This window comes from Pseudomonas syringae group sp. 247E2 (genome assembly GCF_032587795.1).
GTDB classification, from domain to species: domain Bacteria; phylum Pseudomonadota; class Gammaproteobacteria; order Pseudomonadales; family Pseudomonadaceae; genus Aquipseudomonas; species Aquipseudomonas amygdali.
Window position 1 is genome coordinate 399,316 of the sequence record NZ_JAWHPK010000001.1, and the last position, 17,250, is coordinate 416,565.

Annotated in this window: 14 protein-coding genes; 10 read left to right on the forward strand and 4 right to left on the reverse strand. The window is 58.0% G+C overall.

What is annotated here, in order from left to right:
- The first annotated feature begins 95 nt into the window (after positions 1-95).
- From rimP to RYC18_RS01930, 8 genes are all read left to right on the forward strand, one after another.
- Positions 96-554 carry a ribosome maturation factor RimP gene (rimP, locus tag RYC18_RS01895; RefSeq protein WP_002555126.1) on the forward strand — a complete coding sequence of 153 codons (459 nt, stop codon included), beginning with the start codon at positions 96-98 and terminating at the stop codon, positions 552-554.
- A gap of 59 nt (positions 555-613) precedes the next feature.
- Positions 614-2,095 (forward strand): transcription termination factor NusA, encoded by a 1,482-nt coding sequence (gene nusA / locus RYC18_RS01900; RefSeq protein WP_002555125.1) that lies wholly within the window; start codon positions 614-616, stop codon positions 2,093-2,095.
- A 27-nt stretch (positions 2,096-2,122) separates the two neighbouring features.
- Positions 2,123-4,654, forward strand: coding sequence for a translation initiation factor IF-2 (gene infB / locus RYC18_RS01905; protein ID WP_005744974.1), 2,532 nt, complete (start codon positions 2,123-2,125; stop codon positions 4,652-4,654).
- Positions 4,655-4,813: 159 nt separating this feature from the next.
- Entirely contained in the window at positions 4,814-5,230 is a 417-nt protein-coding gene (gene rbfA, locus RYC18_RS01910) for a 30S ribosome-binding factor RbfA (RefSeq protein ID WP_002555123.1), read from the forward strand.
- A 3-nt stretch (positions 5,231-5,233) separates the two neighbouring features.
- On the forward strand, positions 5,234-6,151 hold the full coding sequence (truB, locus tag RYC18_RS01915; RefSeq protein ID WP_316882509.1) for a tRNA pseudouridine(55) synthase TruB: 918 nt from the start codon (positions 5,234-5,236) through the stop codon (positions 6,149-6,151).
- A gap of 159 nt (positions 6,152-6,310) precedes the next feature.
- On the forward strand, positions 6,311-6,580 hold the full coding sequence (rpsO, locus tag RYC18_RS01920; protein ID WP_002555121.1) for a 30S ribosomal protein S15: 270 nt from the start codon (positions 6,311-6,313) through the stop codon (positions 6,578-6,580).
- Positions 6,581-6,755: 175 nt separating this feature from the next.
- Positions 6,756-8,861 carry a polyribonucleotide nucleotidyltransferase gene (pnp, locus tag RYC18_RS01925; RefSeq protein WP_005733040.1) on the forward strand — a complete coding sequence of 702 codons (2,106 nt, stop codon included), beginning with the start codon at positions 6,756-6,758 and terminating at the stop codon, positions 8,859-8,861.
- A 288-nt stretch (positions 8,862-9,149) separates the two neighbouring features.
- Positions 9,150-9,503 (forward strand): BON domain-containing protein, encoded by a 354-nt coding sequence (locus RYC18_RS01930; RefSeq protein WP_002555119.1) that lies wholly within the window; start codon positions 9,150-9,152, stop codon positions 9,501-9,503.
- A 138-nt stretch (positions 9,504-9,641) separates the two neighbouring features.
- On the opposite strand, the gene RYC18_RS01935 is transcribed toward RYC18_RS01930, so the two are convergent.
- The 3 genes from RYC18_RS01935 to RYC18_RS01945 form a co-directional block, all read right to left on the reverse strand.
- Positions 9,642-10,016, reverse strand: a complete 375-nt coding sequence (locus tag RYC18_RS01935) for a DUF2845 domain-containing protein (RefSeq protein ID WP_316882515.1) — start codon at positions 10,014-10,016, stop codon at positions 9,642-9,644.
- A complete protein-coding gene (locus RYC18_RS01940) occupies positions 9,976-12,948 on the reverse strand; it encodes a DUF748 domain-containing protein (protein WP_316882517.1) in 2,973 nt (990 codons plus the stop codon). Before RYC18_RS01940 ends, RYC18_RS01935 begins: the two co-directional genes overlap by 41 nt.
- A 123-nt stretch (positions 12,949-13,071) precedes the next feature.
- A complete protein-coding gene (locus RYC18_RS01945) occupies positions 13,072-14,088 on the reverse strand; it encodes a class I SAM-dependent rRNA methyltransferase (RefSeq protein ID WP_316882519.1) in 1,017 nt (338 codons plus the stop codon).
- A gap of 157 nt (positions 14,089-14,245) precedes the next feature.
- Here RYC18_RS01945 and RYC18_RS01950 point away from each other — a divergent pair, with 157 nt between their 5' ends.
- Complete coding sequence (locus RYC18_RS01950) at positions 14,246-15,820, forward strand: alkaline phosphatase D family protein (protein ID WP_054076723.1); 1,575 nt, start codon at positions 14,246-14,248, stop codon at positions 15,818-15,820.
- A 105-nt stretch (positions 15,821-15,925) separates the two neighbouring features.
- Entirely contained in the window at positions 15,926-16,867 is a 942-nt protein-coding gene (locus tag RYC18_RS01955) for an AEC family transporter (RefSeq protein WP_316882522.1), read from the forward strand.
- Here the strand turns inward: RYC18_RS01955 and RYC18_RS01960 are convergent.
- The gene (locus RYC18_RS01960) at positions 16,864-17,247 is read right to left on the reverse strand and encodes a carboxymuconolactone decarboxylase family protein (RefSeq protein ID WP_005733046.1); all 384 of its coding nucleotides are present in this window, start codon (positions 17,245-17,247) and stop codon (positions 16,864-16,866) included. The genes RYC18_RS01955 and RYC18_RS01960 overlap by 4 nt on opposite strands.
- Positions 17,248-17,250 lie beyond the last annotated feature (3 nt).

Sequence of the window (17,250 nt, forward strand, 5' to 3'; positions counted from 1 at the left end):
AGCTGGACAGTACATGACGTCGATGTTCAGCGGCGTTTTCAGGGATGGGCTTTTGCCCATTTTTTTATTTCTAAAGCATGCACGAGGGGGTTCAGGTGTCGAGCAAGCTAGAACAGTTGCAGGACTTGTTGGCCCCGGTGGTCGTGGCCCTTGGCTATCAATGCTGGGGGATCGATTTCAGTTCCCAGGGCAAGCATTCGGTGCTGCGCATTTATATTGACAAGGAAGGTGGTGTGCTGGTCGACGACTGCGCAATCGTAAGTCGCCAGATCAGCGGTGTATTGGACGTAGAAGATCCGATCAGCACTGAATACACCCTTGAAGTATCGTCTCCTGGCATGGAGCGCCCGCTGTTCACTATTGAGCAGTTTGCTTCGTACGCCGGGGAACAAGTGAAAATAAAGCTGCGTTCACCTTTCGAAGGTCGACGCAACTTTCAAGGCCTTCTCCGCGGGGTGGAGGAGCAGGATGTCGTGGTGCAGGTTGAAGACCATGAATTCCTGTTGCCGATCGACATGATCGACAAGGCCAACATTATTCCCACGTTTGACTGAGACGTGCCGGTTACTGCGGATCCCGCGGATCCAATGGCTTGCGAAAGGCGAGGCGTACGATGAGCAAAGAAGTACTGCTGGTTGTTGAGTCGGTGTCCAATGAAAAGGGCGTTCCGGCAAGTGTAATTTTTGAAGCGCTGGAGCTGGCTCTTGCCACCGCTACCAAGAAACGTTTTGAAGATGAAGTAGAACTGCGTGTAGAGATCAATCGCCAGACAGGCAACTACGAGACTTTCCGTCGCTGGACGGTTGTCGAAGACGAAGATCTGGACGATCCTGCGTACGAATTGGCCGTAGACCAGGCTCAAGTCAAGAAGCCAGGTGCCGTTGCGGGCGACCTGATCGAAGAGAAAATCGATTCCATCGAATTCGGTCGTATCGCCGCACAGACCGCCAAGCAAGTCATTGTGCAGAAAGTTCGTGAAGCCGAGCGTGCTCAGGTAGTCGATGCCTACCGTGAGCGTCTGGGTGAAATCATTTCTGGTACTGTTAAAAAGGTTACACGTGACAATGTCATCGTTGACCTGGGTAACAATGCCGAAGCCTTGCTGGCTCGTGAAGACATCATTTCCCGGGAAACTTTCCGGGTCGGTGTTCGCGTCCGTGCTTTGCTGAAGGAAATTCGTACCGAAAACCGTGGTCCTCAGCTGATCCTGTCGCGTACTGCGCCAGAAATGCTGATCGAGCTTTTCCGCATTGAAGTGCCGGAAATTGCCGAAGGTCTCATCGAGGTGATGGCTGCCTCCCGTGACCCGGGTTCTCGTGCGAAAATCGCTGTTCGCTCCAAGGATAAACGAATCGATCCGCAAGGTGCCTGTATCGGCATGCGCGGTTCGCGAGTTCAGGCTGTTTCCGGCGAGCTGGGTGGCGAGCGTGTGGATATCGTTCTTTGGGACGATAACCCGGCGCAGTTCGTGATCAATGCAATGTCTCCTGCAGAAGTAGCGGCAATCATCGTAGATGAAGACGCGCATGCAATGGATATCGCAGTGGGAGCGGACAACCTGGCCCAGGCTATTGGTCGTGGCGGTCAGAACGTGCGTCTGGCAAGTCAGCTGACTGGCTGGACCCTGAACGTAATGACCGAATCGGACATCCAGGCCAAGCAGCAAGCTGAAACCGGTGACATCCTGCGCAATTTCATCGAAGAACTCGAAGTCGATGAAGAATTGGCACAGGTGCTGGTTGATGAAGGCTTCACCAGCCTGGAAGAGATTGCCTACGTACCGTTGGAAGAAATGCTCAACATCGACGGCTTTGACGAAGAAATCGTCAACGAGCTTCGCGCTCGTGCCAAGGATCGTTTGTTGACTAAAGCCATCGCTACAGAGGAAAAGCTGGCAGACGCCCATCCGGCCGAAGACCTGCTCTCGCTTGAGGGTATGGACAAGGATTTGGCGATGGAACTGGCGGTGCGCGGCGTAATTACCCGCGAAGACCTGGCCGAGCAGTCTATAGATGACCTGCTCGACATCGACGGCATTGACGATGATCGTGCCGGCAAGTTGATCATGGCCGCCCGAGCCCACTGGTTCGAGTAATTGGGCGCGGCCTGAGGAGAGAAGTGCATGACGCAAGTCACGGTGAAAGAACTGGCCAAAGTGGTCGACACACCGGTAGAGCGCCTGTTACAGCAGATGCGTGAGGCAGGTCTGCCGCACACCGCCGCCGAGCAAGTTGTGACCGATAACGAAAAACAAGCCTTGTTGACGCACCTGAAAAGCGGTCACAAGGCCAAGGTGGAAGAGCCTCGCAAGATTACCTTGCAGCGCAAGACCACCAGCACCCTGCGCGTTGCTGGCAGCAAGAGCATCAGCGTTGAAGTGCGCAAGAAGAAAGTCTTTGTGCAGCGTAGCCCGGAAGAGATCGAAGCCGAGCGCAAGCGCGAGATGGACGAACGCCGTGCGGTAGAAAATGCCGCTCGTCAAAAGGCTGAAGAAGAAGCCAAGCGTCGCGCTGAAGAAGATGCGCGCAATCAGCCTGCCGCCGGCCAGCCTGCTTCGGCACCTGAGCAACCTGTTGCTGCAGCCGAGCCCGTGCGTGAAGCGCCAGCACCAGCAGCGGCTGCTCCGGCACCTGCCAGCGCAGCGCCGTCTGCTGACGCTCGCAAGCGTGACGAACAGCGTCGCCCTGACAAGCCTCGTGCTGACGACCGCAATGCCCGCGGCGGCGACGGGGAGCGTAAAAACGCTCCGCATCGCGCTTCGGTCAAGGAGAAGGCTCCGGCCCCTCGCGTTGCTCCTCGTACTACCGACGAAGAAAGCGACAGCTTCCGTCGTGGTGGTCGCGGCAAGTCCAAGCTGAAGAAGCGCAATGCACATGGTTTCCAGAGCCCTACCGGCCCTGTGATCCGTGACGTTGCCATCGGCGAGACCATCACTGTCGGCGAATTGTCGGCACAGATGTCGGTCAAGGCTGCTGAAGTCATCAAGTTCATGTTCAAGATGGGCACTCCGGTGACCATCAACCAGGTACTGGATCAGGAAACTGCCCAGTTGATCGCCGAAGAGCTGGGCCACAAGGTCACGCTGGTCAGCGACAACGCCCTGGAAGATTCCCTGGCCGAATCGCTGAAGTTCGAAGGTGAGTCGTTCTCCCGTGCACCGGTTGTGACCGTAATGGGCCACGTCGACCACGGTAAGACCTCGCTGCTCGACTACATTCGTCGTGCCAAGGTTGCAGCTGGCGAAGCCGGCGGCATCACCCAGCACATCGGTGCCTACCACGTTGAAACCGAACGCGGCATGGTCACGTTCCTCGACACCCCTGGTCACGCTGCGTTTACCGCGATGCGTGCCCGTGGTGCCAAGGCAACGGATATCGTGATTCTGGTGGTTGCAGCTGACGACGGTGTGATGCCGCAGACCATCGAAGCTGTTCAGCACGCTGTTGCGGCTGGCGTTCCGCTGGTTGTAGCGGTGAACAAGATCGACAAGCCTGGTGCTGACCTCGATCGTATCCGCAGCGAGCTGTCGGTCCATGGCGTGACGTCCGAAGAGTGGGGCGGTGATACGCCTTTCGTTTCGGTATCCGCGAAAATGGGTACTGGCGTTGACGAGCTGCTGGAAGCTGTTCTGCTGCAAGCCGAAGTTCTGGAACTCAAGGCAACCCCGTCGGCCCCGGGTCGTGGTGTTGTTGTCGAGTCCCGTCTGGACAAGGGCCGTGGTCCGGTCGCTACTGTTCTGGTTCAGGACGGTACGCTGCGTCAGGGCGACATGGTTCTGGTCGGTTCGAACTTCGGCCGCATCCGCGCCATGCTCGACGAGAACGGCAAGCCGGTCAAAGAAGCAGGTCCTTCGATCCCGGTCGAAATCCTGGGTCTTGACGGTACTCCGGATGCTGGCGACGAGATGTCGGTGCTGGCTGACGAGAAGAAAGCCCGCGAAGTCGCGCTGTTCCGCCAGGGCAAGTTCCGCGAGGTCAAACTGGCTCGCGCTCATGCCGGCAAGCTGGAGAACATCTTCGAGAACATGGGGCAGGAAGAGAAGAAGACGCTTAACATCGTCCTCAAATCCGACGTCCGCGGTTCTCTGGAAGCATTGCAGGGCGCCCTCGGCGGCCTGGGTAACGACGAAGTGCAAGTGCGCGTAGTCGGTGGCGGTGTCGGTGGTATCACCGAGAGCGACGCCAACCTGGCACTGGCCTCCAACGCTGTACTGTTTGGCTTCAACGTGCGTGCCGATGCTGGCGCGCGCAAGATTGTCGAGCAGGAAGGTCTGGATATGCGTTACTACAACGTGATCTACGACATCATCGAAGACGTCAAGAAAGCCCTTACCGGTATGCTTGGCAGCGACGTCCGGGAGAATATCCTGGGTATTGCCGAAGTCCGCGATGTGTTCCGTTCGCCGAAATTCGGCGCGATCGCAGGCTGTATGGTTCTGGAAGGCACTGTCTACCGTAACCGTCCGATTCGTGTTCTGCGCGAAGACATCGTTATCTTTGAAGGCGAGCTGGAATCCCTGCGCCGCTTCAAGGACGACGCTGCCGAAGTACGTGCAGGCATGGAATGCGGTATCGGCGTCAAGAGCTACAACGACGTCAAGGTCGGTGACAAGATCGAAGTCTTCGAGAAGGTCCAAGTGGCTCGCAGCCTCTAAATCGCGAGCTTCAGGAGTCATGGTGGGAGCTTCGCATGCAAATGCCCTGCTTCTCCCATGGGCTCTAAACGCAACGCCCGGTCTGGCAATTGTCAGGCCGGGCGTTTGCCGCTTTCAGACTGTCAGGGTTTGGTCCCGGATCAGTAACAGGTAACAAGCATGGCAAAAGAATACAGCCGTACCCAACGTATTGGCGATCAGATGCAGCGCGAACTGGCGCAACTGATCCGTCGCGAAATCAAGGACCCACGCGTGGGTCTGGTCACTATCACCGCCGTAGACGTCAGCCGTGACGTGGGTCATGCGAAGATTTTCATGACCGTCATGGGCCAGGACAGCGCGGAAGAGATCGCACAGACCATCAAGGTGCTCAACTCTGCCGCAGGCTTCCTGCGCATGCAGCTGGCACGCGAAATGAAGCTGCGCAGCGTGCCTCAACTGCATTTCCATTACGACGAAAGCGTCGTGCGTGGTGCGCATCTCTCGGCACTGATCGAGCGTGCAGTGGCACAGGACGGTCAGCATCAGGAAGGCTCGGCATCGCCAGATGCAAAGCCTGAAAGTACCGAGGAATAAAGAGTGGCTCAGGTCAAGCGTATACGCCGCAACGTCAGCGGGATCATCCTGCTCGACAAGCCACTGGGTTTCACTTCCAACGCCGCTTTGCAAAAGGTTCGCTGGCTGCTCAATGCCGAGAAAGCCGGGCATACGGGCAGTCTTGATCCTCTGGCAACGGGTGTTTTGCCGTTGTGCTTTGGCGAAGCGACCAAGTTTTCCCAATACCTGCTCGATTCGGACAAGTCCTACGAGACTCTGGCGCAGTTGGGCAAAACCACCACGACCGCCGACTCTGAGGGCGAGGTTTTGCTCACGCGTCCGGTGACCGTTGGTCGCGACGATATTGAAGCGGTGTTGCCGCATTTTCGTGGGCAAATCAGCCAGATACCTCCCATGTACTCGGCCCTCAAGCGTGATGGCCAGCCACTTTACAAGCTGGCACGTGCAGGGGAAGTAGTGGAGCGCGAGCCCCGTTCTGTTACTATTGCGCGCCTGGAATTACTTGCTTGCGAAGGCGTCACAGCACGTCTGTCCGTCGATTGCAGCAAAGGCACCTATATCCGTACGCTGGTCGAGGATATTGGTGAAAAGCTCGGTTGTGGTGCTTACGTCGCAGAGCTGCGCCGTACTCAGGCGGGGCCTTTCACGCTGGCTCAGACGGTTACGCTGGAAGAGCTGGAGCAAGTGCATGCCGACGGCGGCAATGAGGCGGTTGACCGCTTCCTGATGCCATCGGACAGCGGTCTGCTGGACTGGCCGCTGCTGAAGTTTTCGGAGCACAGCTCGTTTTACTGGTTGCACGGGCAGCCAGTGCGCGCGCCGGACGCACCGAAATTCGGTATGGTTCGTGTGCAGGATCACGAAGGTCGCTTCATCGGTATCGGTGAAGTCGGCGAAGACGGGCGTATTGCGCCGCGTCGATTGATTCGGTCAGAGTGACCGGAACCAGTCCGTCCGCAGGCTAGCCTGCGAGCGGGGTGGAACGAGGATGGCTGTCAACAGGCACGGTCATACCTCCTTTTTTAATACGAGGATCTGTCCTCGGCCTGTTGGAAACGTTTCTCCGGAAGCGCTTCCTTGAACAAAAGGATTGCCCACATGGCACTCAGCGTTGAAGAAAAAGCTCAGATCGTAACCGACTACCAGCAAGCTGTTGGTGATACTGGTTCGCCAGAAGTGCAAGTTGCACTGCTGACCGCCAACATCAACAAACTGCAAGGCCACTTCAAGGCCAACGGTAAGGACCACCACTCGCGTCGTGGTCTGATCCGTATGGTAAACCAGCGTCGCAAGCTGCTGGATTACCTGAAAGGTAAGGACGTTAGCCGTTACAGCGCCCTGATCGGTCGTCTGGGTCTGCGTCGCTAATAACGACGTTGCTAGAGGTTGGTTGTCTGTCACGATCCGTCGGGTTTTCCCGGTGGTTCTGGCAGGCTCCCAGCCTCAAGTTTTATCTGGACTGTGGAAGGGGCCGATTCCCCACGCTGCCCAAGAATTCGCAAGAAACCAGTTCCCCAAGAGCCACAAAGAAAGGTAGGAAACCGTGAACCCGGTAATCAAAAAGTTTCAGTTCGGTCAATCGACCGTAACCCTCGAGACAGGCCGTATCGCCCGTCAAGCCTCTGGCGCAGTATTGGTCACCGTTGACGACGACGTCAGCGTACTCGTGACTGTGGTCGGCGCCAAACAGGCTGACGCTGGCAAAGGCTTCTTCCCTCTGTCCGTGCACTATCAGGAAAAAACCTACGCTGCCGGCAAGATTCCTGGTGGTTTCTTCAAGCGTGAAGGCCGCCCTTCCGAGAAAGAAACCCTGACCTCGCGCCTGATCGACCGTCCGATCCGCCCGTTGTTTCCAGAAGGCTTCATGAACGAAGTGCAGGTTGTCTGCACCGTCGTCTCCACCAGCAAGAAAATCGATCCGGACATCGCTGCGATGATCGGTACTTCGGCTGCACTGGCCATCTCCGGTATTCCGTTCGACGGTCCGGTCGGTGCTGCGCGCGTTGCTTTCCACGAAAGCACCGGCTACCTGCTGAACCCGACTTACGAGCAACTGCAGGCTTCGAGCCTGGACATGGTCGTAGCCGGTACTTCCGAAGCCGTTCTGATGGTTGAATCCGAAGCCAAAGAGCTGACCGAAGACCAGATGCTGGGCGCTGTGCTGTTCGCCCATGACGAATTCCAGGTGGTGATCAACGCCATCAAGGAACTGGCTGCAGAAGCCGCCAAGCCTGTCTGGGACTGGCAGCCAAAGCCTGAAGCCACCGCACTGCTGGGCGCTATCCGTGCCGAGTTCGGCGACGCGATCTCCCAGGCTTACACCATCACTGTCAAAGCCGACCGCTATGCGCGTCTGGGCGAGCTGAAAGATCAGGTCGTTGCCAAGCTGGCTGTTGAAGAAGGCAGCCCGTCTGCCAGCGAAGTCAAAGCTGCTTTCGGTGAAATCGAATACCGCACCGTTCGCGAAAACATCGTCAACGGCAAGCCGCGTATCGATGGTCGCGACACTCGCACCGTTCGCCCTCTGAATATCGAAGTCGGCGTTCTGCCGAAGACTCACGGTTCGGCACTGTTCACCCGTGGCGAAACTCAGGCGCTGGTTGTTGCAACGCTGGGTACCGCGCGCGACGCACAGCTGCTCGACACCCTTGAAGGCGAGAAAAAAGACCCCTTCATGCTGCACTACAACTTCCCTCCGTTCTCGGTGGGCGAGTGTGGTCGCATGGGCGGCGCGGGCCGTCGTGAAATCGGCCACGGCCGTCTGGCCCGTCGCAGCGTTCAGGCCATGCTGCCAGGCGCCGACGTGTTCCCGTACACCATCCGTGTCGTGTCGGAAATCACCGAGTCCAACGGTTCCAGCTCCATGGCTTCGGTCTGCGGCGCTTCCCTGGCACTGATGGACGCTGGTGTTCCGATGAAGGCACCGGTTGCCGGTATCGCCATGGGTCTGGTCAAGGAAGGCGAGAAGTTCGCCATTCTGACCGACATCCTGGGTGACGAAGATCACCTGGGCGACATGGACTTCAAGGTAGCAGGTACCTCCAAAGGTGTTACCGCGCTGCAGATGGACATCAAGATCAAAGGCATCACCGAAGAAATCATGGAGATCGCCCTGGGTCAGGCCCTGGAAGCTCGCCTGAACATCCTCGGTCAGATGAACCAGATCATCGGTCAGTCGCGTAACGAACTGTCGGCCAACGCTCCGACCATGATCGCGATGAAGATCGACACCGACAAGATCCGTGACGTGATCGGCAAGGGTGGTGCAACCATCCGTGCTATCTGCGAAGAGACCAAGGCTTCGATCGACATCGAAGACGACGGCTCGATCAAGATCTTCGGCGAGTCCAAGGAAGCGGCTGAGGCAGCACGTCAGCGCGTTCTGGGCATTACCGCAGAAGCCGAGATCGGCAAGATCTACGTCGGTAAGGTTGAGCGCATCGTCGATTTCGGCGCGTTCGTCAACATCCTGCCGGGCAAGGACGGTCTGGTTCACATCTCGATGCTGAGCGATGCTCGCGTAGAGAAAGTGACCGATATCCTCAAGGAAGGTCAGGAAGTCGAAGTGCTGGTACTGGACGTGGACAACCGCGGTCGTATCAAGCTGTCGATCAAAGACGTAGCGGCAGCGAAGGCGTCGGGCGTCTGATTGATCTGAGCGGCATGTGAAAAAGGACTCTTCGGAGTCCTTTTTTTATGAGCGCAATTAGAGGGTTACAAACGGGGCATGCAAACTGCTCGGTGCAAACATGCATCTTGCAAGCCCGATTAGTGACGAACGGGCAAACTGCACGACCCGGTTAAAAATGAAAAAACTCAACTATATGATTTTAAAGGATTTTTAGTATATTTGGTTTTTGGCACACCGCTTGCGATATACCTGTTAACCCTGCCACCACACGCTGGTGCAGATTTTGAGAAAAACAGGAGTTATCGTATGAAGAAGTTCGCTATTGCCGCTGCTACCGCTACTGCCCTGACTCTGACCATGGCCAACGCTGCTTTCGCACAGACCTCGGCTCAAGCGCCAATGGTTCTGGCAGCTAACACCACTACTCAAGAAGTCAAAGAAGATACTTCGGACACCTGGATCACCACCAAAGTCAAAGCTGACCTGCTGACCGAGAAAGGCATCCCAGGTTCGGACATCAAGGTTGAGACCAACAAAGGTGTGGTTTCCCTGTCCTCCATGGTAAAAGTTACCGAAGCTCAGAAAAACACCGCCGTCGCTATCACCAAGAAAATCAAAGGTGTTAAAGACGTATCGGCTGCTGGCCTGAAAGCCGAGTAATCGAATACTGCCCATGAACAGCCGCAGTCATTGATTGATGGAAAGTTCATGCGAGGCTACAAGGATGTAGCCATTAAAGGCCCCGACTGAAGAGTCGGGGCCTTTTCTATGACGGTGACAAACAGACGCTTGGGAGAGTCAGGTGCGACGCTTGCTTTCAATCCTCACCAGGCGACCCCCTTCGAAGCGCAGGTACTGATACATGCCGTTATCAGGTCCGTAGATCCATTCCTCGATTCTCACGGCTTCGGACCTTCGGTAGTTACTATTGAAGGTCTCCTGAGTGCCCAGCACTTCCTGGCTTACAGGCTCTCCGCATTTCTGCTGCACTTCGAATGCCCGGTCCCCCGTGCTGACCAGCTGGTTACCACAGCGCAGGGTTGACGTGGCATATGACGAGGTGGCAACTGACCCGGCCAGGGTGGCGAGGGTCAGGTTGATCAGCAGTTTGATTCGGGTACGTGCCAAGGCTTCATTCACTGTCGAGGTGGAGGGGGCTGATGACTTTACCATCTGGCTGGGCCTGACCCAGGTGGGCGTCGACGAAGTACACACGGGCGTCTTCCAGTTTGCCCTTGTCTACCAGGTAGTCCTTGATGCTGCTGGCTCTGCCCTGGCCCAGCTCACGCAGCAATACTTCATTGCTGCTCCAGAACTTGAGCACGGCGGCACGCATCTGGCTTGCACGTTGTTCCTTGCCCAGGTTTGCCCATTCGGCAGGCGGTTGCTGTTTCAGGCGTGTGCGGTAGATACCTTCAAGCATAGGAGCTTTTTCATCTTCCGGGACTTGTATCAACCCGGCCCTGGCCGGAACCTTGTCGCCGCGTCGCTGGAGGATCTTGTAATAGGTGTACTGGTATTCCCGCTCCAGCCGCTGTTGGGCGATCAGAGGACCGTCACTGCTGGCAGCGCTAGTGCCTTCGATCTCCAGCTTCAGGTCCGGGCGCTCCTTGAGCGCCACCGAGAGCTTGTCCAGGGCGCTTTGCGCCTCGGCCGACAAATCACTGGAGCCCGGCGCGAAACTCACGCTGCCGAGATCCTCGGAGCTTCCACCGGCGACCAGCCCGCCGAGCATCTTGAACGGAGCCTGCGCAGCACGCAGCACAAGATTGCGCAGGGTTTGCCAGACAATTGGCATCACGCTGAACTGCGGGTTGTTCAGGTCGCCCTCGATCGGCAGCTCCAGAGAAATTCGTCCCTGCGTATCCTTGAGCAGCGCGACCGCCAGACGGATAGGCAGGTCCAGCGCATCCGGGCTGTCGACACGCTCACCCAGTTGCAACTGCTCAACCAGCACCTTGTTCTGCGCCTTGAGCTGACCTTTGGTGATCAGGTAGTGCAGGTCGAGATTGAGCCTGCCCTTGCGGATCCTGAAACCGGCGAACTTGCCGGAGTAGGGAGTCAGGTTGGTCAGCTCGACACGCTTGAAGCTGGTAGTGATATCCAGGCTGGCCATCGGGTCGAACGGGTTGAGGCTGCCTTTGATGGTCACAGGCGCGTAGCGATCGACCTTGCCCTGGATGTCCACGGGTGCCGGTGTCGCCTTGCGGTTGTCGATGGTGCCGATACGACCATTGAGCTGCTGCACGGCGGTGGCAAAGTTGGGGGTCAGGGTCATGTCGGCAAAGTTTGCCGAGCCATCCTTGATATTCACTTCGCCGACGTAGATCGCCAGAGGGTTATCTGCCTTGGCCTTGGGCTGTGTTCTGGCTGTTTTTGGCTGCGATGCGGTCTTGTCATCAGGCTGCGGAATCAGCAGATCGTCGACATTGGTGGTCCGGTCTTCATTGATCATGAAGCGTGCGTAAGGCTGATCCATGTTGACTTTGGCAATCGAAAGGCCCGTGCCGTGCTGGTAGTCCAGCCCTTCGAGTTGCAGTTGCTGCCACTTCAGGAAGTCGCGCTGTTTGAGCGTGTCGAGTGTGTGAAGCTGATTGACCTGCGCTTTGCCGGTAACGCTGAACGCCAGCGGTTCGGTGCTTTTCAGGTTGACCGCCAGATCGCTGCCCAGCATGCCGCTGCGCATTTCCAGACGAATGAACGGGCTGATGTAGGCTTGGGCGAGGCGCAGGTCGATGTCGCGGGTAGTTACGTTAAGTTGTGCACTGACTGGGTTGAGGTTCACATCGCCGGCTGCAGTGAGGTTGCCCTGTTTGCCCAGCCCGGTATCAAGCTTGAGCGTGAAGGGGGATTTGTTCAGGCTGTCGAAATTCTGGATGTCCAGATTCAGCGGGCCAACATCCAGAGCAACAGGCTCTTTAGGTACGCGATCTGCCAGGTGGACCATGTAATTGCGCAGCTGCACATCTCGCAGCAGCACCTGCCATGGCGTGCTTTGCGTGGCGGGCTTGGCGCTGGCTTTGGCAGAGGCGTCGGTCGTGGGTGCCGGTTCAGCCGCCTTGTCGTCCACGGCCGGTGTTTGCGCTGCCGCTGGCTTGCCCGGTTGGCTGGCGAATAGTTTCTGCCAGTCGAGTTGCCCGTCGGCTTCGCGCGCTGCCCAGGTTTCCAGTTTCTGGCTGCGGATCTTGCCTACGGTCACCAGCTGCTTTGCCAGATCGACTGATGTTTCGCTCACGTCCAGGCGTTGCAGGCGTACCAGAGGGCGACCGTCTGGCGTGTTCAACGCGAAGGGCGCGACACTGGCCGACACATTGGTCAGCTTCAGCTCGGTTTCCTTGGCCAGATTCAGTGTGTAGGCCGTGCTGAAATTCAGTACGCCATCCTCAAGCGCCAGCGGCAACGCATCACGCACGTAAGGCCACCACAGCTTCATCTTGCTGTCGGTGACTTTCAGCGTCCCTTCTGAAGTGATCGGTATCAGGCTGATACGGCCGACCCAGTCGATCTGCCCGCCATCCGGACCTGCCGCGACCAGCGTCATGTCGGCATTGTCTTCGGGTAATGTGCTGAGGTTCTTGAGTTCGAAATTGAGTGTGTCGTAGAGAAATTCGATGGGCTGGCTTGGGCGCATATCCTGAAAGTGAACATAGCCATCGGCCAGTTTTATTTCGTCGATACGCAGCGGGAACGGCTTGCCGGGTGGTTCGTCCTTGGCAGGTTCGCTGGCTGGCAGCTTGAACAGTTGCGCCAGATTGAGCTTGCCTTGCTTGTCGAACAACAGCTCGGTCTTGGGTTTGATCAGCTCGATGCGTTGCAGGTGCAGGGCCCGTGTCCACAGGCTGTTGATTTGCAGGTTGGCATAAAGCTTTTCAAACGCGACCTGTTCCTTGCCCGGCGTGCCGATGTTCAGGCCCCAGAGCGTCAGCTCCAGCGTGTAGGGATTGAATTCCAGGCGTTCAAGCTTCGCCGGCACGGTGGCGTAATTGGCCAATTGCTGATTGGCGATCCGCAGAGCGACACCGGGAAGAATGAAGAACCCCAGCAAGCTGTAGAGCACGATCACAGTCAGCAAGGAGCCAAGTGTGCGTTTCAATCCTCTGGACATGGGCAGCGGCGTCTCTCTCTTTTGGAAGCCCTTGGAGTATGGCATGCCTGTTCGGTTCCCAAGGCACTGCCGTCGCCGCTCGTAGGAACTTTCCGATAGTGCTTTGCGATACCAGCCGCCGGATCAGAGTTGCAGGATCAGCGTTTTCAGGGGTGGCTGATTATCCAGAGACGGGAAGTCCTTGGCAGGAAGCATCTCCTGGCAGTCGCGTACCGGGCGTCCAGCCTTGGTGGCACAGCGTAATACCTGCTCACGCCAGTCCTGCATGCTGACCTTCGCAAGATTGTTGCAGCAGACCAGCACGCCGCCGTCTGCCGTCGTCAACAGCGCCGGCTTGAGCAGGCTTTGATAGTCGCGCAACAGGTCAACGGTGCCGAACGCACTTTTGGCCCAGGCAGGTGGGTCAAGCAGGACCAGATCATACTGGCGCTGTTGCAGTTTTACGTAGCTGGGCAATTGCTGGCTGCGGCGTGCGGCAATGGGCAGCCCGGCCAACTGACGGATTGCCGGAAAATAATCCGACTGGATGAATTGCATCGGCGGCAGTTGCGGATTGAGCGCGCCATTCTCGCGACCCACCGCCAGATTGCCTTCGGCGAAGTCCAGATTGCACACTTCACTCGCGCCACCGGCCGCAGCACTGAGACCGACGCCGCAGGTATAGGCGAACAGGTTTAGCACGCTTTTGCCGGCGCTGTGCTGTTTGACCCAGCCACGCGTGTTGCGCAGGTCCAGAAACAACAACGGGTCTTGGCCCGCATGTCGGCCACGGACCCGATAGTTGAGCCCCCACTCATGCCCGATATGGTCGGCCAGCGCCGCTTCGTCAGCCTTGTAGACCGTATCCTGGCGATCCACGCGTGAGTTGCCTTGCGAGCGATCGTTATAGACCAGCAGCGTTTCCATGCCCAGTCGTGTGTTGACTTGCTCGTGCAGCGCAAGCAATGCATCGCGATCCAGGCGGGTGTGGAAGCTTTGTACCAGCAACTGCGGGCCGTAGCGGTCGATGGTCAGCCCGCTGGCGCCTTCCTGACTGCCGTGAAACAGCCGATAGCAGTCCGTGCCCTGCTGATGCAGTTCGTCCAGCAACGATTGACGATTATCGAGGGCGACGCTGAGCGCCTGATTCAAGGAAGACATGCTAAGCGCCTCGGACTGGAATAAGGCGCGGGAGTTTAACAGCTAGCGAGCGCTGAAGGTTTTTGGCGTCAGGTGCGTTATTCCGGCCCTGTGTTGTCATACAGCGCCAACATTCCCCTGCTACGGTACTTTTTTGCCTGTCAGCGAGGGGATAACCGTGAGCCAGTTCGATCTCAAGCGTCGCCGTGTCATCCAGGCCGTGGGGGCCGGTTTGCTGTTGCCGGGGCTTGCGCCTGCGGTGATCGCTTCGGTGCAGGACCGCCCGAAAATGGTCGATGGTGTGCAGTCCGGAGATGTGCTCGGCGACAAGGCCATGGTCTGGAGCCGCAGCGACCGGCCTTCGCGGATGGTGGTCGAATGGGACACACGCAGTATGTTTACTCAGCCACGGCGCGTGGTCTCGGCGCTCGCCGATCCGCGTACCGACTTCACCGCGCGGGTCGAGTTGAGCGGGCTGCCGGTCGATCAGGCGATTTTCTACCGCGTCTCGTTCGAGGATGCCCAGAGCGGTGTCGCCAGCGAGCCCTGGTTCGGCCATCTGCGCAGCACGCCCCAACAGCGTCGTGACATCCGCTTCGTCTGGAGTGGCGACACGGTGGGGCAGGGCTTCGGCATCAACCCTGACATTGGTGGCATGCGTATCTATGAGGCGATGCGCTTGCGCTTGCCGGACTTTTTTATCCACAGCGGTGACACCATTTACGCCGACGGGCCAGTGCCCGAGCAGATCACCACGGAAGGCGGGCGGATCTGGCGCAACCTGACCACCGAGGCGAAAAGCAAGGTGGCGGAGACCCTCGACGAGTACCGAGGCAATTACCGCTATAACCTGATGGATGAAAATCTGCGCCGCTTCAACGCAGAAGTGCCGCAGATCTGGCAATGGGATGACCACGAAGTCACCAACAACTGGTCGCCCAGCAAGCAGCTTGATGAGCGTTACAAGGTCAAGGATATCCAGCTGCTGTCCTCGCGTGCCCGCCAGGCTTATCTGGAGTACGCGCCGCTGCGCTTGCAGCAAGCCGACAATGGCGGACGCATTTATCGCAAGATTCCCTACGGTCCGATGCTCGACGTTTTTGTCCTCGATATGCGCAGCTACCGCGATGGCAATGATGCCAATCTGGCCGAAAAACCGGGCCCTACCACTGCATTTCTTGGCCGTGAGCAACTTGACTGGCTCAAGCGTGAACTCAATGCGTCGCGCGCGCAATGGAAGGTCATTGCTGCTGACATGCCCATCGGCCTTGGCGTACCGGATGGCGAGGTGAGCCCCGGTGTGGCGCGCTGGGAAGCCATCGCCAACGGCAATGACGGACCGGCGCTTGGCCGCGAGCTGGAGGTTGCCGAATTGCTGGCGTACCTGCGCGCGCAGAAGATTCGCGACTGTGTCTGGTTGACGGCCGATGTCCATTACTGCGCCGCGCATCATTACCAGCCGGATCGTGCCGTGTTTCAGGACTTCGACCCGTTCTGGGAATTCGTCGCCGGGCCACTGAATGCGGGCAGCTTCGGTCCCAATGTACTGGACAAGACGTTCGGTCCGGAACTGGTGTTCCAGAAGGCGCCCCCTGCACAGAACACCTCGCCTTTTGCGGGTTATCAGTTCTTTGGCGAAGTGAACATCGACGGGCAGACCGGCGAGATGTCTGTTGCCCTGCGCGATCTTGATGGCGTTTCAGTGTTCGAGCGCAAATTGCAGCCGACCGTGGAGGTTAGCCGCATTGTCTGACAGAGAATTGGGGTTGTTCAGGTAAGCCTTTCGGAAATTCCTTGCAACATGCTCGTCGTGTGTGGCCTATCATGAGCTACCTAACGACGGGACCGGGTGTGTTGCATGCTGGCTATTTTTCTCCAAACCCTGAACATCACCGCCCCGGTGTTTGCCATGCTGTTTCTGGGCGTATTGCTCAAACGCATCGGTGCTATCAACGACGGATTTATCGTCGCGGCTTCCGGGCTGGTGTTCAACGTCACGATGCCTGCGCTGCTGTTTCTGGGCATCATTCACGCTGATTTGCGCGCGGCTCTGCAACCCAGACTGCTCATCTTTTTCAGTGTCGCGACGCTGCTGAGTTTCGCATTCGCCTGGGGCTGGGCGATCTGGCGCTGCCCGCAAGAAGAGCGTGGCGTTTACGTTCAGGGCGCGTTCCGTGGCAACAACGGGGTAATCGGCCTGGCGCTGGCGGCAAGCATGTACGGCCCTTATGGCATTTCGTTGGGGGCGATTCTGGCCGCGCTGGTCATCGTCTTCTACAACACGTTGTCGACAATTGTGCTGGCGGTTTACAGCCCGGTGATCAAGTCTGACCCCTGGAGCGTGTTCAAAAGTGTGCTGGCCAACCCGCTGATCATCAGCGTCATCATCGCATCGCCTTTCGCTTACTTCAGCATAGGCCTGCCCAGGTGGCTGGAGACGTCCGGCAGTTATCTGGCGCAGATGACCCTGCCGCTGGCGCTGACCTGCATCGGCGGCACGCTGTCGCTGGCCTCGCTGCGTAAAAGTGGCAGTCTGGCGATCAGTGCCAGCGTCATGAAAATGATCACGCTGCCGCTGCTCTGCACGCTGGCCGCCTGGCTGGTCGGTTTTCGCGGCGCGGAACTGGGCATTCTGTTCCTGTACTTCGCGAGCCCGACGGCCGCTGCCAGCTACATCATGGCGCGCACCGCCAACGGCAACTACGAACTGGCCGCCGCGATCATCGTCATCACCACACTGGCCGCAGCGGTCACCACCAACGTGGGAATTTTCATTCTGCAATGGGGCGGCTGGATCTAGTCCGGCTTTACGTAGCTGTCGATGACTTCCTGTGCTGCACGGAACGCGTCGATGGCTGCTGGCACGCCTGCATAGACCGCGCAGTGCAGCAGCGCCTCGCGAATTTCCTCAACCGTGCAACCGTTGTTCAGTGCTCCACGAACATGGCCCTTTAGCTCTTGCGGGCATTTCAGGGCGGTGAGGGTGGCCAGGGTGATCAGGCTGCGGGTTTTCAGCGGCAAACCCTCACGACTCCAGACGCTGCCCCAGGCGTGTTCGTTGACGAAGTCCTGCAGCGGCTGGCTGAACTCGGTTGCGTTACCCAGCGCACGGTCGACGTAGACATCGCCCATTACCTGACGACGGATCTGCTCGCCTTCGCTGATTGTCTTGTCTGTCATGGC